Here is a 15,126-nt window from a genome sequence, read left to right as displayed (position 1 = left end):
GGGTGGGGTAGGGTAGCACTTATGGTAAAACGCACCCCACAACGCAAAACGCTGGCGTCGCTCGCCGCCGAGTTGGGGGTATCTCCCACCACCGTCTCGAACGCCTATAATCGCCCGGATCAGCTCTCCGCAGCTACGCGTCAGCGCATCCTCGCCGCGGCGGCCGCGCGGGGCTACCCGGGGCCCGATCCCACGGCGCGCAGCCTGCGCACCCGCCACGCTGGTTCCGTGGGTGTCCTGCTCACCGAGCATCTCTCCTACGCCTTCGAGGACCAGGCCTCCGTCGACTTCCTGGCGGGCATGGCCGAGGCTTCTGCCGGCGCGGATACGACGCTGACCCTCATCCCCGCCGGCCCCGGCACCAGCTCGCCTGCCGATGGCCCCTCGCTCGTCGCTCGCGCCGCCGTCGACGGCTTCGTCGTCTACTCCGTCGCCGCAGACGACCCGTACCTCGAGGCCGTGCGCGGCCGCGGCCTGCCCGTGGTGGTCTGCGACCAGCCCACAGACGCCGGGCTGCCCTTCGTGGGCATTGATGACGTTGCGGCCATTCAGCCAGCGGCGCGTGCGCTCGTGGAGGCTGGCCACACGCAGATCGGCATCCTCGCTATCCGTCTCTTCCGCGAACCGGTGGACGGTTTCGTTTCGCCGGAGCGCCTGGCCGAGGCTGACATGCACGTGCAGCGCTCGCGCGTGACGGGCGCGCTGCAGGTCTTCCACGAGGCTGGCATTACGGACGTTCCGGTGCTGACGCGCCACCTCAACAATGCGCAGACTACGCACGCGGCAGCTACTGAGCTTCTCGATGCCCACCCCGAGCTCACCGCCGTCCTGTGCACCACGGACTCCATGGCGCTAGGGGTACTCACAGTGGCGCGTGAGCGCGGCATCGACGTCCCAGGCGAGCTCTCTGTCACCGGCTTCGACGGCATTCAGACCGCCCGCCTGCGCGGCCTGTCGACCGTCGTGCAGCCGAATAAGGCGAAAGGCGCGGCCGCGGGCCACATGCTCTCCTCGCTTATCGCGCGCGGCGAGGCCGAAGCGCCCGAGGAGAGCCCGCGCCGCCTGCTGCCCACGACCTTCGAGCGCGGCACGACCATCGCCCCGCCGCGCTAACTACCGAAAATTGTGAAAACCTGCGCGGCGGGCGAGGATTTTTGGTTGTGCGCACAGTGCGGCACTTTTGGCACTTAGCGGCCGAGGAACTCCGCGCGAGCGGCGGCGAGGTCCGTGAGGAAGTCCGCCACGGCGTCGACGCCGGGCACGCGGTGGACGGCGGTGGTCTCGCCCGCGCCTACCTTGACGCCCAGGTCCGGGCCAGCAGGCAACTGGGTGAGCGCGGCGAAGCCGGTCTCGTCCGTGACGTCGTCGCCGAGGAAGACGACGGCCGTGGCGCCCAGACGCTCGCGCAGGGCCTGAATCCACGAGCCCTTCGTCGCCGAGGAGGCGGAGAATTCCACGACCATCTTGCCTTCGACGCCGGGAAGGTCGAGGGCAAGCGCGGCATCGAGCGCGGCGCGTGCGGCTGCGGGATCCTGGAGATGCAGCTTGAGCACATGGAGCACGCGCTGGAAGGGTTTGTACTCGATCTCGGCGCCTGGGAACTGAGCGAGGATGGGGTGAAGCTGAGCTTCGACGTCGTCGAGGAAGGCCTGCTGTTCGGGCGTGACGGGGGTCGCGCCCGCGGGGCCTGCGGTCTCCGCGCCGTGGGAGCCACCGAAGATGACGGGATCGTGGAGCGGACATACGCGGGCGAGCCCCTCGAGGTGGCGACCGCTGAGCACCGCGGCCCACGTGTCGGGGAGCTGGGCGAGGCGCTCGAGCGCTGCGAGCGAGCGGGGATCGGCCTGGACCGCGTAGGGGTCCGTGGCAAAACTGGCGAGCGTGCCGTCGAAGTCGGAGACGACCGCGAGCCGCGGGGTACGTGCGAGTTCGTTGATGAAAGCAGGCTGGTCGGTCATAAATGCTCCTTTTAAGCGTTTCTAGGCAGCGAGGGACACGAAGCGGATGGCAGGCGAGTCCACGCGGCCGTCGTGCAGGGTGAAGACCATCTGGTTGTTCTCGTCGACGCGGAGGGTGAACTCGTGATTCTGAGCGAGCAGGCGCGTGAGCTGGTTGTGTGCCCATAGGGATTCGCCGGTGCAGTCGGCGCGCGTGTCGTCGAATTGCACGGAGTCGATGCGCACGCCGTCCGCGTCCTCGACGTTGGATTCTTCCTCGCCGTTGAGGTACGTGGCGTCCGCGCGGAACTGGGCGCAGCCCGTCGTACCCACGAGACCCTGCGTGCCGAGCGTGAGGCTGGGCGCGGGGTGGAGAGTCTCAGGGATAGAACTGGGGGCATCGGCAGCCGTGTAGATGCCGACGACCTGCCAGGACTTATTCAAGCGGACCTGGTCGCCGGGCGCGGCGTTGTCCTCCGGCGTGCCGCAGGCCGCGAGCGTGAGAGCGAGGAGAGGAGCGAGGATTTTCTTCATTTTTTCTCCAAGCAGTCGAGGAAGGAATTCGCCCACAGGTCGACGTCGTGCTCCATGACTTGGGCGTGCATGGCATGCATGCGCTCAGCGAGGACCTCCGGCTGATTGTGCAGGCCGACCACTGCGTCGCGCAGGGCCTTCTTAATGGACTCAATGTCGAAAGGATTGCACAGGTAGGCCTGGGTAAGTTCGACGGCGGCGCCGGCGAACTCGGAGAGCACGAGCGCGCCCGAGTCGTCCCCGTGGCAGGCGATGTATTCCTTGGCCACGAGGTTCATGCCGTCCTTGAACGGCGTAACGAGCATGACGTCTGCCATGCGGTAGTAGCGGCGAAGCTCGTCCTTGGGCACGCTCGTGTGGCGGTAGTGGACGACGGGTGCGCCGATTTGTGCGAAGCGTCCGTTGATGCGGCCCACGGCCTCCTCGACCTGGGAGCGGGTCTTGCGATAGCTCGTAATGCGCTCACGCGAGGGTGTGGCGATCTGCACGAGGCAGACATCTTCCGGGTTGAGCGCGCCGGTCTCGAGGAGTTCCTCGAAGGCCTTGAGACGCTGGAGGATGCCCTTGGTGTAATCGAGACGGTCGACGCCCAGGATGACGGTGCGCTCGTGGCCGAGGTCCGCGTGGAGGCGTTCCGCGCCGCCCAAGTCAGCGGCGGACCATTCGTTCATGGCGGCGGCGTCAATGGAAATGGGGAAGGCGCCCACGCCCACGCGGCGGCCGTTGTTCAGTTCCAGGTGCGCGGTGACCTCGCGCGTGGAGATCTCGCCGGAGACCTCGATGCCAAAGCGGCGGGCCAGCGCCAGGAAGTTGCGGGCGTTGGCCTCGAGGTGGAAGCCCACGAGGTCCGCGCCGAGGAGCCCACGGACGAGCTCCATGCGCCAGGGCAGCTGCGCGAAGAGATCCGGCGCAGGGAAAGGAATGTGGAGGAAGAAGCCGATGGTGAGGTCCGGGCGCAGCTGGCGCAGGATGCCTGGCAGCAGCTGGAGCTGATAGTCCTGAATCCACACGGTCGCGCCCTCGGCGGCGACGGCAGCGACCTCGTCGGCGAAACGGAGGTTGACCTCGCGGTAGACGTGCCACCAGTCGCGGTCATAGACCGGGGTGACGATGAGGTCGTGGTAGAGCGGCCACAACGTGGCATTGGAAAAGCCCTCGTAGAAGCCCTCAAAATCCGCTTGGGAGAGCTTGACGGGGTGGAGTAGCACGCCGCGCTCGGTGCGGAAGGGCTCGGGCGCGTCCCCCACGACGCCCGGCCAGCCGACCCAGCAGCCATTGTGCTTCTCGAGCACGGGGGTGAGCGCAGCGACCAAACCGCCCGGCGACGGGGTCCAGGTCCGGGTTCCGTCGGGGGCGGTGTGGAGGTCGACTGGCAGCCGGTTGGCTACGACGACGAAGTTGTTGTCGCTCATACCTGCGCTTTAAGACTTCTTCGCGGTCTTTTTGGCGGCCTTTTTCGAGGTCTTCTTAGCAGCCTTGGCGGTTTTCTTGGTCGACTTCTTCGTCGCCTTCTTGGTGGCCTTCTTCGTTGCTTTCTTGCGCGTGGCCTTCTTCGGCTGCGCTTCTTCGTGCTCCGCGAGGACCTTGCGGTGGATGAGTCCCTTGGGCTCCACACCGAGCATGGACATCAGGGTGACGCCGTCGAGGAAGTCTTCCGCGTACGTCGCGACAATGCGGCGCGCGGCGCGGGCGGTCTCTTCCTCGAGGACGTGCGAGTTATCCGCACTGGGTTGAACGTCGGTGACCTTGGGTGGCACGAATGTCCTCCTGCTTGACGGGATTGTTCTTAGACCTTGCAATTCTACGCTATTGCGCGACAGGCCGCTCAATCGCCGTGAGGAATCCGGGGCGGGAAATCTGGGTCGTCCGGCGAGGAGGAGCCGTCCGCCAACGGGCTGGAGATGGCCTCCCACGTTTCCGTGGCTGGGTCGAGAGCCTCGAGGAGGTCGAGCACCTCGTGGCTGTTGAGCTGTTTGAGCTGCTCGCGTACCGTCTTGTCCTGCTCCATACGGACCTGTGCCACGCTCGGGCTTTCCGATGCCCCCGTGGTCTCGGCCGGAGCTGGCTGCGGCGCCTGCACGGGCGGCGGCACGGGGCGCTCGACGCGCGGGGCACGTGGGGAAAGCGGCACGCGCGGAATACGCGGGGTGCGGTGGCGCAGCGCGCGGGCTTGGTGCGCGGAGAAGCGCCCCAGGCGCTTGAAGGCTTCGTACGGACGGAAGTACTGCGGGCGGCGCAGGCGGCGTGCGCCGCGCTCGCCGAGCACGACACCCGCGGCCAGCGAGCCCGCTATGGCGATCGCCGTGGCGAGGTTGGTGAAACCGGTGATGACCTGCTCGTTGATCGTGGCGTACATGCCGCGGTAGAGCATGAGACCCGGCAGCATCGGCGTGTAGCCGATGATCATCGTAATGAGCGGCGGGATGTAGTAGCGGCGAGCAAGTAGACCGCCGGCGAGTCCCACCGCGATGGCGGAGATGCCGCAGGCCACGACGGTGCCCACGCCGAAGGGGATGACCACGAAGTAGTAGAAGACCATGCCGGCGCCGGCGGTTAGTCCGGAGACGATAACTTCTTTCCACGCGGCATACAGCGAGTACGCGAATGCGGCAGAGCCGATGGCGCCCATAGTGATAAGCAGTGGGATTTGGTGATAGACCGGCGCTGCCATCGTTTCCAGAGGCGGCAGCGGGAAGCCCAGGGCATCGGCAGTTTGAATCCCTAAGCCGACGCCGCCGATGATCGCGCCGGTCGCCAGCACTGCCTCGAAAAAGCGCGCGGTGGAGGTGACGGGCGCACGGGTGATGCCGTCGACAAGGGACTGCACCAACGTCAGCCCCGCCACGAGGATGATGATCCCCGAACCAATGACCTGTGACGGAACGAGGTGGATGCCGAGCGTCGCCGCCAGGTTATAGGACAACGCGGCAGGGAATACGGCGATGAATCCGCCGGCGATGTTTTGATAAAACGTCGGAACCCGATAACGCGCGAGGAGAGCATTGACTCCCATGATGAGGATGGTGATGATAAACGTCAGCGCCGCGGCCAGCAGCCCGCCGCCGAGGACGACCGAGAAGGCCGCGCCCATGACGCCCCAGCCGACGAGGACGGAGCGGATACCGCGCGGCGGCGGCATCTGATCGATTTCGTTGAGGATGCGCTCGGCCAGCGCGGGCGGCGTGGCGCCGGAGTGGATGGAGCGGATGAGCTTATCCACGGCCGAGAGCTTGGAGAAGTTCACGTCAATGCCCGGTGCCACGCGGAATACCGTGATCGGCCGGCGGTCCGCGCCCGTGCCCACGTTGGTGTGGATGGTGATCGTGTTCATGACGACATCGACGTGGCAGTAGTGCAGGCCATAGGACGCCGCCGCGAGGTAAATCTGGGAGCGCGCGTCCGCGTTCGAGGAACCCGCGCAGATGAGGATTTCGCCGATGCGCGCGGCGATTTCCATCACGCCCGTCACCTGAGCCGGGTCCGTGAGATCGACCGGCGCCAGCGGCGACGGCGGGGGTGCGGCCTGGGCCGCGTCAATCGTGGCGATGCGCGTGCGGGCGTCGCCGAAGAAACCGCCGCCCAGCTTGCCAGCCCAGCCGCGGAACTGATCTATTACATGTGTCACTGTGTCTACGTGTGCCTTGCGTTGAAATGGGGGTCGCGTCCGTGAGCCGGCGCGACCACCGCGTGTGTCGAGAGTCGAATAACTGCGTATGCGTATCTAGCCTGCAACTCTATCCGTAGTGCCCACCGCCGCGCACCCCTGCACCTGCACCCCTGTGTCTGTACCCCTGTGCCGCGCCATGCTCGCGCCGCTTAGGTTCCAGCGGGCGCCATATTGTACGATTTAGCCCTAGTGCGCTTCGCGCGCACAGGCTGGAGTGGCGCAATTGGTAGCGCAACGCACTTGTAATGCGTAGGTTGCGAGTTCAAGTCTCGTCTCCAGCCCCACAGAAGCCCTCTACCTGCACTGATGGGTAGGGGGCTTCAACTTTGGCTTAAGGGACAAATGTCCCTTAAGCCCCAACTTTGTCGCCCGTGGAGCCCGTCTTTGCTGTATTTTCGGGCGCGTTGCGCGCAGTTCTGGCGCGGAAAGAGCTCTAGCGCCCGAAAGTGACGTCGCGACGTGTTCGGGGCGGGCCTTTAGGTGTCCGCGTCGAGGATCCGCAGCACGTGCTCGAGGATCTTCTTTCGATTGCCCGCGGACAGGTGCGTTTCTGAGACGTGGTCGTGAACCCACAAGCCCATGCTAAGCACGGCGACGATGAGCTCCTGTAGTTCGGCCTCGTCGCTCACGTCGCGCGAGGGATCGGGCATCCACTCATCGTCGACCTCTTTCCAGATGGCCTGGAATTCCGGGTGGGACTGCGCATGGATGGACATGAGTAGCTCGACGAGCGGATCGTTCTTCGACAAGGAGAGCACAAGCGCGCGCTGACGCTGCGTGCGCGTGAGCTCTTCGGCGCGCCCGCCGCCGAGCTTTTCTAGTTCGGCCTCCCAGCGCTGCGCACAGAAGCGGTGCATCTCCACGAGCAGGTCGTGGCGAGTGGGGAAGTGGTAGATGAGTCCGGACTTCGTCATCCCGGTCGCCTGCGACAAGGAGTCGTAGGTCACGGCGTTGACGCCAGCGTCCTGGACGATGTCGAGGGCGGCGACGAGCGCCTCGTTCTTTTTACTCGTGCGTGCCACCGTTGCCTCCTGATGTGGGATTATCGCGGAAAGCCCAGCCGGTGTATGCCGCGAAAGCGGCGGCGATGACGCCCAGAATGATGAGTACTGAGACGTAGGCCTGCGCATAGGCCGGCGCCGCGACGGAGGCATGCTCCGCCGAATCCATGATGGCAAGGCCCAGGCTGCGCAGCTCCTCCGGCAAGTAGGCACTGAGGAACATGGGCAGTAGCGAACCGGTGAGCGCGACCGCGATAAGCGTGCCGAACTCGTAGGAGACCTCCTCCACGCCCGCTGCCATGCCCGAGCGGTTAAGCGGGGCGGCGCCGATGATCGCGGTCGAGGACACGGACATCGCCGAGCCCGCGCCCAGACCTACGAGCATCATGCCGGCATACAGCGCCGGCTGCAGACCCGTATGCGTCGCCCATGCGGCAAGCAACACGCCTGCGGTAATGGAGAGGAAGCCGCCGGAGATGAGCGGCAGGAAGCCGACCTTGTGGAGCACCGCGCCACCGATGGCGGACATGGGGATGGCGCACACCGCTGCGATGGCGACCACGAGTCCCGCGTGGAGCGGGGTCCATTCATCGGCGAGCTGCAGTTTTTGCGTCGTGGTGAGCTCCGCGCCCGCGAGAACGAACATGGCGCCGGCTGCGGCAGCAACGCCGCCAGCAAAGATGCGCGAACGGAAGATATCGAAGGTGAGGAGCGGGTCGACCAGCTTGTTTTGGCGGCGGACAAAGACCCAGCCGCCGCATATCGCGACGAGCAGCGCGACGCCCGCGAGCGTCCAGGAGCCGCGCGCAAGTTCCTTGATGGTCATGGTGAATCCGCCCAGCGCGAACAGCGCATAGAGCGAGGAGATAAAGTCCCAGCGCTTGTCCGGGTGCGGGACGTTGGGCGGCGCGATGAGCAGCGTGAGGCCGAGCGCGATGACGCAGATGGGCACGTTAATGAGGAAGACCGAGCCCCAGTAGAAGTGCTCCAGCAGGAAGCCGCCCAGGACAGGACCGGCGGCCGCACCGACGACGGCGACGGAGCCCCAAATGCCAATGGCGGTGTTGCGCTCCCTCTCGTCGGCGAAGGTGAGTCGGATAAGTGCGAGGGTCGCGGGCATCATGACGGCCGCGGCGAAGCCGAGGAACGCACGTGCAGCCACGAGCGCCCACGCGGACGGTGAGAACGCAGCCGCGAGCGAGGCAAGTCCGAAAATCGCGAGGCCCGTGACGAACATGCGTCGGTGGCCCACGCGGTCGCCTAGCGTGCCCGTGCCCAGCAGTAGGCCGGCGAGGACGAGCGGGTAGGCGTTGATGATCCACAGCGACTGAAGCGCGGAGGCATGAAGCACGTGGGTGAGCCGCGGCAGTGCCGTATAGAGGATCGAGTTGTCGAGACCAATCATGAGCAGGCCGAGTGATACCACGGCAAGAAATGTCCAGCGCTGCGCGGGCGTGGAGTCCTCTGCATAGCGCAGGGCGGTGCGGCGATCGTGGCGGCGTGCGGCGCGTTCAGTGCGGGCTACACGGCGCCGTTCGGTAAGCGTCGGGGGCGTCGAGAGTTCTTCGGTCATGACGCATTACTTTAGTGAACGTTTGTTACAGTAATCAACCTGAGCGGTTGCATTGTCTCGTGGATCACGCTGCCCGTTCGGTTGTGAGAAGCGAGCTGATAGTGGCTTTTCCAATCACAGACGGGGACAATCGGGCGTAGGCAAATTTAGGTCTTAAATACGAAGAAAACGAGGATTATTCTTATGGCACGCAATTACGCCGAACAACTCGTCGCCGTGCTCGAAGCCCAGGGCGTCGAGCGCATTTATGGTCTGGTGGGTGACTCGCTCAACCCCATCGTCGACGCGGTTCGTCGCTCACCCATCGAGTGGGTCCACGTCCGCAACGAGGAAGCCGCTGCTTTCGCTGCTGAGGCTGACTCCCTGACCACCGGCAAGCTGGCTGTCTGCGCCGCCTCCTGCGGTCCGGGCAACACGCACCTGGTGCAGGGTCTCTACGACGCACATCGCAACGGTGCCAAGGTGCTCGCCATTGCGTCGCATATCCCGTCGCGCCAGATTGGCTCGAAGTTCTTCCAGGAAACCCACCCGGAGATGCTCTTCAACGAGTGCTCCGGCTACTGCGAGATGGTCAACTCCGCTGAGCAGGGCGGCGTCGTCCTGCACCACGCCATCCAGTCCACGATGGCGGGCAAGGGCGTGTCCGTCCTCGTCCTGCCGGGCGACGTCTCCATGCAGGAGGCTACCGATGACGCCTTCACTCAGTCGAAGATTTCCTCCGGCACCCCGGTGGTCTTCCCGGACCCGGCCGAGGCCGCCGCGCTGACCCAGGCCATCAACGAGGCCAAGACCGTCGCGCTCTTCGTTGGCGCTGGCGTGAAGAACGCCCGCGAGCAGGTCCTCGCCCTCGCCGAAAAGATCAAGGCTCCGATTGGCCACGCCCTCGGCGGCAAGATGTACATCCAGTACGACAACCCGTTTGATGTCGGCATGTCCGGCCTGCTCGGCTACGGCGCCGCGCACGAGGCCACCCACGAGGCTGACCTGCTCATCCTCCTGGGTACTGACTTCCCGTACAACGACTTCCTGCCGCAAGGTAACGTCGCGCAGGTCGATATCGACGGCTCCCACATCGGCCGCCGCACCAAGATCAAGTACCCGGTCACCGGCGACGTCGCAGCGACCATCGAAAACATCCTGCCGCACGTCGAGGAGAAGCAGGATCGCCGCTTCCTCGACCGGATGCTCAAGTCGCACTACAACAAGCTCAACAACGTGGTTGAGGCCTACACCAAGAATGCCGAGAAGATGAAGCCCATCCACCCGGAATTCGTGGCCAACATCATTGACGAAGAGGCCGCGGACGACGCCATCTTCACCGTCGATACCGGCATGTGCAACGTCTGGGGCGCGCGCTACATCACCCCGAACGGTCAGCGTGAGCAGATCGGTTCCTTCCGCCACGGCACCATGGCGAACGCTCTTCCGATGGCCATCGGCGCCCAGGCCGCGAACCCGGGCCGCCAGGTCATCACCTTCTCCGGTGACGGCGGCCTGTCCATGCTCATGGGTGAGCTGCTCACCGTCAAGCTCCACAATCTGCCCGTGAAGATGTTCGTATTCAACAACTCCTCGCTGGGCATGGTCAAGCTTGAGATGCTCGTCCAGGGCCTGCCGGAGCATGAGACGGACCACGACGCCGTCAACTACGCGCAGATCGCCGAGGCCGCTGGCATCAAGCACATCCGCATTGAGGACCCGAAGAAGGCCCGCAAGCAGATTCAGGAAGCCATGGCCTTCAACGGCCCAGTTCTCGTCGATATGGTGACCGACCCGAACGCGCTGTCCATCCCGCCGACGCTGACCTTCGCGCAGCTCGCCGGCTTCTCCAAGGCCGCAACCCGTACCGTCTTCGGCGGCGGCGTGGGCCAGATGATTAACCTGGCGCAGTCCAACCTGCGCAACATCCCGCGCCCTTAAAACCTCGAGCTTGCTCGAGCCCCGCGCCCGCGTGCCGCTCAGGCCGCGGGCGTCGCGCCGTTTTTCGTCGGGTCCTTGACGGGGATAAGAAGCAGCGCGCCCACGGCTAGCACCAGCCCGATGGCGAGAACGCCGCCGCGGTCGCCGTCGCCGAACCAGGAGACGAAGAGACCAAAGAGTAGAGGAGCAAGCCAGCTCACGGCGCGGCCGGTCGTGGCGTAGAGACCGAACATCTGGCCCTCGCGGCCCGGCGGCGCGACGCGGGCGAGGAAGCCGCGGGCCGAGGCCTGCGCCGGACCCACGCACAGGCACAGTATGAGGCCGCAGATCCAGAAGGCGAGCGGGCCCGAGGCGAAGAACATCACGAGTGCCATGGAGGTGAGGATTCCCAAGCACGTGAGGATGATGGCCTTTGGCCCCACGTGGTCATCGAGGAGGCCGCCCAGCACAGCGCCGAGTGCCGCGGCGACGTTGGCGGCGACGCCGAAGATGAGCACGTCGCCGGCGCTCAAGCCATAGACCGAGACACCGAGCACGGCACCGAAGCTGAACACGGCGGAGAGCCCGTCGCGGAAGACCGCGGAAGCGAAGAGGAAGTAGAAGGCGTTGCGGTCCTCGTGCCATAGCTCGCGCAGCGTCGCGAAAAGCGCACGGTAGGACGCGATGATGCCGCCAGTGTCCTCACCGGAGGCGGGAATCTCCGGCACGCGCAGGAGAACGGGGATGGCGCTTACGCCAAACCATAGCGCGGCGAGGAGCGCGACGAGCCGCATGTTCCAGCCACCATCAGTGGGAAGATTGAGCGCGCCTGCCGTCTCCGGGGTGCTGCCAGTGGCGACGAACCCGAAGTAGCAGATGAGCAGGAGCACGATGCCGCCGGTGTACCCCGCGGACCAGCCCAGGCCGGAGACGCGTCCCACGCGCTCCGGGGCGGCGACCTGTTTCAGCTGCGCGAAGTAGTTGACTTCTGCGAACTGCATGGTCACCGAACCCACCGCGAGTCCCGCGAGTCCCAGCCAGAAATAGACGGGGGCGTCGTTGCGTACGAAGAAGAGCAACGCCATAACGGCGAAGGTGGCCGCGGACCAGAACGCGAGCGCCCGGCGGCGGGAGCCGCGCCGGTCCGAGCGCTGGCCCATGATGGGAGTGACGGCGAAGATAACGAGTCCCGCCGCCGTCATGGACCAGGACAGCCATTGGGCTGGGGTGTGCGAAGAATCGATCTGCTTGCCCACGGAATCGGTGAGGTAGACCGAGAAAATGAAGGTGACGAGCACGGCGTTAAACGCGGCGGAACCCCAGTCCCACAGAGCCCACGCAGCGACGGTGAGGCGGTCGGTGCGGCGAGCCGCGGAAGGCACGGGCAAAGAAGCAGCAGGCGCAGTCATAAACCGTAAGCCTAAGGTGCACGGGACAGGCGCGCAGCGCAATGGAACATAAACTACCCCGCGCGGGGGCGCGGAATCCCCGCGGAGTCTCACAGTCGGCTTTCAGGTTTTCGGCAGTACCCTTGAAAACGCGAGTGGCAGACTAATCAGTCGAGCTTAAATTACGAAAGGCACCCTTCCATCATGGACGATAAGCATAATGACAACGTGACCATCCTCGTGGTCGATGACGAACCGAATATCGTCGAACTGCTCACAGTGTCCCTCAAATTCCAGGGCTTCAACGTGCACACCGCGAACTCGGGCACGGAGGCGCTGCGCATCGCGCGCGAGATCAACCCGGACGCGTACATCCTTGATGTCATGATGCCCGGCATGGACGGCTTTGAGCTACTCGGCAAGCTTCGCCAAGAAGGCCTTGACGGCCCGGTGCTTTACCTCACGGCGAAGGACAGCGTCGATCAGCGTATCCACGGCCTCACCATCGGTGCGGACGATTATGTGACGAAGCCTTTCTCCCTCGAAGAAGTCATCACGCGTCTGCGCGTCATTCTGCGCCGCGGCGCCGTCGCGGACGACATGACGTCTGACGCCACCATGACCTACGCTGACCTCACCCTCAATGATGACACGCACGAGGTCACCAAGGGTGGCGAGATCGTCGACCTATCGCCCACGGAGTTCAACCTCCTGCGCTACCTCATGCAGAACAAAGAAGTTGTTCTCTCCAAAGCGAAGATCCTCGACAACGTGTGGCACTACGACTTCGGTGGCGACGGCAACGTCGTCGAGTCCTATATCTCGTACCTGCGCCGCAAGATCGACACGGGCGACACCCCGCTCATCCACACCGTTCGCGGCGTGGGCTACGTTCTGCGCATGCCGCGCTCCTAGGTTGAAGCCGACTGCCGCTTCATGAAGATACAGAAATCTCTTTCCTCCTTCGTCCGCACGGTCTCGCTGCGCACGTTGCTCGTCATCATCGTGGTGGGCGTCTCGTTGGCGGGACTTATCGCGAGTTCCGCTGCGGTTTCTGCGCTCATGCGCGAAGCGATCTACTCGCAGGTCGACAAGGATCTCATCACCGCCGCGCGGGGTTGGGCACGCAACGAAGATCTGTTGGGCGAAAGCGATGACCGCCGTCCGCCGAGCGAATACACCGTCATCTCGTATGGCGCGGACGGTACTGCCAAGTACTTCAATCCGGATCTTGAGGCCATCCCGCGCGTGGAAGATCTCGTGGTGGACGGCACGCCGCAGACGGTGGACACGGTCCGGACAGACAATTCCGGTGCGGTCCGCCGTTCCAGCGAGCAGTGGCGCGCCGTCGCCACGCGCAATGACGGCTCTATTATCGTCGTGGCGAAGAAGATTGCACGTGAAAACGCGCAGATCCAGCAGCTGTCCTTCATGCAGATCGGCATCAGCCTCATCGTCAGCATCATCATTTACTTGATAAGTTTCATCTGCGTGAAGGCGGCGCTCCGTCCGCTGCGCGAGGTGGAACGCACCGCTCGACAGATTGCCGCAGGCGACTTGGACAAGCGTGTCCCGGTCCTGGGAGAAAATACCGAGGTCGGCGAGCTCTCCAAATCGCTCAATATCATGCTGGGCCGGCTCCAAGAATCCATCGAGACCGCGCGCGACAAGGAAAACCAGATGCGCCGTTTCGTGGGAGATGCCTCCCACGAGTTGCGCACGCCGCTTACCAGTTTGCGTGGCTACACGGAGCTCTACCGCTCCGGCGCCACGGATGATGTAGACCTCGTGCTGGGCAAGATCGACGCCGAGTCCAAGCGCATGTCCTTGCTCGTCGAGGATCTCCTTGCACTCACCCGCGCGGAGGGCAATCGCCTCGAGATGCATACCGTCGATCTTCTCGAGCTCTGCATGTCCGTGGGGTCGACTGCGCGCGCCGCGTTTGCCGGACGCACCATCGATGTGCGCCCCAAGACCTCCGGCATCCCGCTCGTTAACGGCGACCCGGACCGTCTCCACCAGGTGCTGCTCAACCTCGTGTCCAACGGCATGCGCCACGCGGGCGATGACGCGACGGTGACCATCCAGCTGCGCGATGGAGAAGGCTTTATCTATATCGACGTCATCGATGACGGCAAGGGCATGGAGGACGAAGTCGCCGCGCATATCTTTGAGCGTTTCTACCGCGCGGACTCGTCGCGTACTCGCGACACGGGCGGCTCCGGCCTGGGCCTGGCCATTGCTAAATCCCTCGTGGAGCAGCATGGCGGCACCTTGTCAGTGACCTCGGAGCTGGGCGTCGGCTCGACCTTTACGGTCGCGCTGCCGGCCGTGCCCCAGCCTGCCGATGCCCCCTCCGACCCCACGGCCGAGCCCGCCACCTTCACCGGTACCGCGGTTCCCGTCTCTGAGAAGAAGGCGAAGAAGAAGCTGCGCACCAAGCCGTGGTCACGCAGCAAGTCCAAGGAGAAGTCGCGCGGCGACTTTGCTACGGAGTCGGGCAACGCCGAGTCCGCACCGGACACGCCGGACGCTCCCCAAGGCCCACGTTAGGACCCGATCCCTAACACTGGCCCCCAAACCTGGCTTTCACACTGTGTCTTGAGTACCGCGAAAAGGCCCCTTCAACAGAGTATTTTTAGGTCACAGTGTTACTTCTTAGAAAACCCCAGGTTTTGCGCAAGTCGGGTATGACTACTGTGATGACAACTCCTGCCTGGGCTGTCGCGAAGTGTGCATGAAAATAGCCACAACTCCCGAATAAGGCTCCAGATTTCGAAAAATCCGGGCCTTATTCGGACGTTGTGGCTAACTCGCGGCGGCACGGCGCGGTGAGAAGCGGGTGGGCAACAGCTCCGCAGCGATGGAGACGGTCTTGATCTCGGTCTGTCCACGGACTCGTTTGCGTTAGTCCTTGGTTCAATGTAGTCAGACGGGGGGAGGCAGCTTTCCGGCCATGTTGCGAGTTGGTCGGTGTGCGCGTGGAGGGACATCGCTGCGCACCGTCGTAGTCATCACGTTGGTCAGGTGTGGACAACTGGAGTCAGGTCCCCTGAACCTGACCCATTAGTCAAGTCAGACGAAGCCTGAACGTGTTATGTCCATGAGGTTTTTGGACTGGGAGTCC

At 64.5% G+C, this 15,126-nt stretch carries 12 protein-coding genes and 1 tRNA gene; 5 read left to right on the top strand and 8 right to left on the bottom strand.

All coding sequences use genetic code 11. The annotated features are described in order from the left end of the window. Positions 1–21: 21 nt before the first annotated feature. Entirely contained in the window at positions 22–1,113 is a 1,092-nt protein-coding gene (locus HMPREF3227_RS01705) for a LacI family DNA-binding transcriptional regulator (RefSeq protein WP_066490138.1), read from the top strand. Positions 1,114–1,187: 74 nt separating this feature from the next. Here HMPREF3227_RS01705 and otsB read toward each other — a convergent pair whose 3' ends face one another. The 5 genes from otsB to HMPREF3227_RS01680 form a co-directional block, all read right to left on the bottom strand. Next, entirely contained in the window at positions 1,188–1,958 is a 771-nt protein-coding gene (gene otsB, locus HMPREF3227_RS01700; protein ID WP_066509692.1) for a trehalose-phosphatase, read from the bottom strand. Between the two features lie 21 nt (positions 1,959–1,979). Beyond that, positions 1,980–2,471 carry an META domain-containing protein gene (locus tag HMPREF3227_RS01695; protein ID WP_066490145.1) on the bottom strand — a complete coding sequence of 164 codons (492 nt, stop codon included), beginning with the start codon at positions 2,469–2,471 and terminating at the stop codon, positions 1,980–1,982. Continuing rightward, entirely contained in the window at positions 2,468–3,883 is a 1,416-nt protein-coding gene (locus tag HMPREF3227_RS01690) for an alpha,alpha-trehalose-phosphate synthase (UDP-forming) (RefSeq protein WP_066509690.1), read from the bottom strand. Before HMPREF3227_RS01690 ends, HMPREF3227_RS01695 begins: the two co-directional genes overlap by 4 nt. A 9-nt stretch (positions 3,884–3,892) precedes the next feature. Further along, positions 3,893–4,228, bottom strand: a complete 336-nt coding sequence (locus tag HMPREF3227_RS01685; protein ID WP_066490152.1) for a hypothetical protein — start codon at positions 4,226–4,228, stop codon at positions 3,893–3,895. Between the two features lie 68 nt (positions 4,229–4,296). After that, the gene (locus HMPREF3227_RS01680; RefSeq protein ID WP_231732307.1) at positions 4,297–6,054 is read right to left on the bottom strand and encodes a threonine/serine exporter ThrE; all 1,758 of its coding nucleotides are present in this window, start codon (positions 6,052–6,054) and stop codon (positions 4,297–4,299) included. 292 nt (positions 6,055–6,346) lie between these two features. On the opposite strand from HMPREF3227_RS01680, the gene HMPREF3227_RS01675 reads away from it, so the two are divergent. After that, positions 6,347–6,422 (top strand) — tRNA-Thr (locus HMPREF3227_RS01675). 192 nt (positions 6,423–6,614) lie between these two features. On the opposite strand, the gene HMPREF3227_RS01670 is transcribed toward HMPREF3227_RS01675, so the two are convergent. After that, on the bottom strand, positions 6,615–7,160 hold the full coding sequence (locus HMPREF3227_RS01670; RefSeq protein ID WP_066490155.1) for a TetR/AcrR family transcriptional regulator: 546 nt from the start codon (positions 7,158–7,160) through the stop codon (positions 6,615–6,617). After that, positions 7,144–8,712 carry an MFS transporter gene (locus HMPREF3227_RS01665; RefSeq protein WP_255356872.1) on the bottom strand — a complete coding sequence of 523 codons (1,569 nt, stop codon included), beginning with the start codon at positions 8,710–8,712 and terminating at the stop codon, positions 7,144–7,146. Before HMPREF3227_RS01665 ends, HMPREF3227_RS01670 begins: the two co-directional genes overlap by 17 nt. A gap of 183 nt (positions 8,713–8,895) precedes the next feature. On the opposite strand from HMPREF3227_RS01665, the gene HMPREF3227_RS01660 reads away from it, so the two are divergent. Continuing rightward, positions 8,896–10,632 carry a pyruvate dehydrogenase gene (locus tag HMPREF3227_RS01660; RefSeq protein WP_066490158.1) on the top strand — a complete coding sequence of 579 codons (1,737 nt, stop codon included), beginning with the start codon at positions 8,896–8,898 and terminating at the stop codon, positions 10,630–10,632. Positions 10,633–10,670: 38 nt separating this feature from the next. Here HMPREF3227_RS01660 and HMPREF3227_RS01655 read toward each other — a convergent pair whose 3' ends face one another. Further along, positions 10,671–12,020, bottom strand: a complete 1,350-nt coding sequence (locus HMPREF3227_RS01655; RefSeq protein WP_066490165.1) for an MFS transporter — start codon at positions 12,018–12,020, stop codon at positions 10,671–10,673. Between the two features lie 183 nt (positions 12,021–12,203). Here HMPREF3227_RS01655 and HMPREF3227_RS01650 point away from each other — a divergent pair, with 183 nt between their 5' ends. Next, positions 12,204–12,914 carry a response regulator transcription factor gene (locus tag HMPREF3227_RS01650; RefSeq protein ID WP_066490173.1) on the top strand — a complete coding sequence of 237 codons (711 nt, stop codon included), beginning with the start codon at positions 12,204–12,206 and terminating at the stop codon, positions 12,912–12,914. 21 nt (positions 12,915–12,935) lie between these two features. Further along, the gene (locus HMPREF3227_RS01645) at positions 12,936–14,552 is read left to right on the top strand and encodes a sensor histidine kinase (protein WP_070593616.1); all 1,617 of its coding nucleotides are present in this window, start codon (positions 12,936–12,938) and stop codon (positions 14,550–14,552) included. Positions 14,553–15,126 lie beyond the last annotated feature (574 nt).

Source organism: Corynebacterium sp. CMW7794 (assembly GCF_001563605.1).
GTDB lineage: Bacteria > Actinomycetota > Actinomycetes > Mycobacteriales > Mycobacteriaceae > Corynebacterium > Corynebacterium phoceense.
This window is presented reverse-complemented; position numbering and strand designations above follow the sequence as displayed.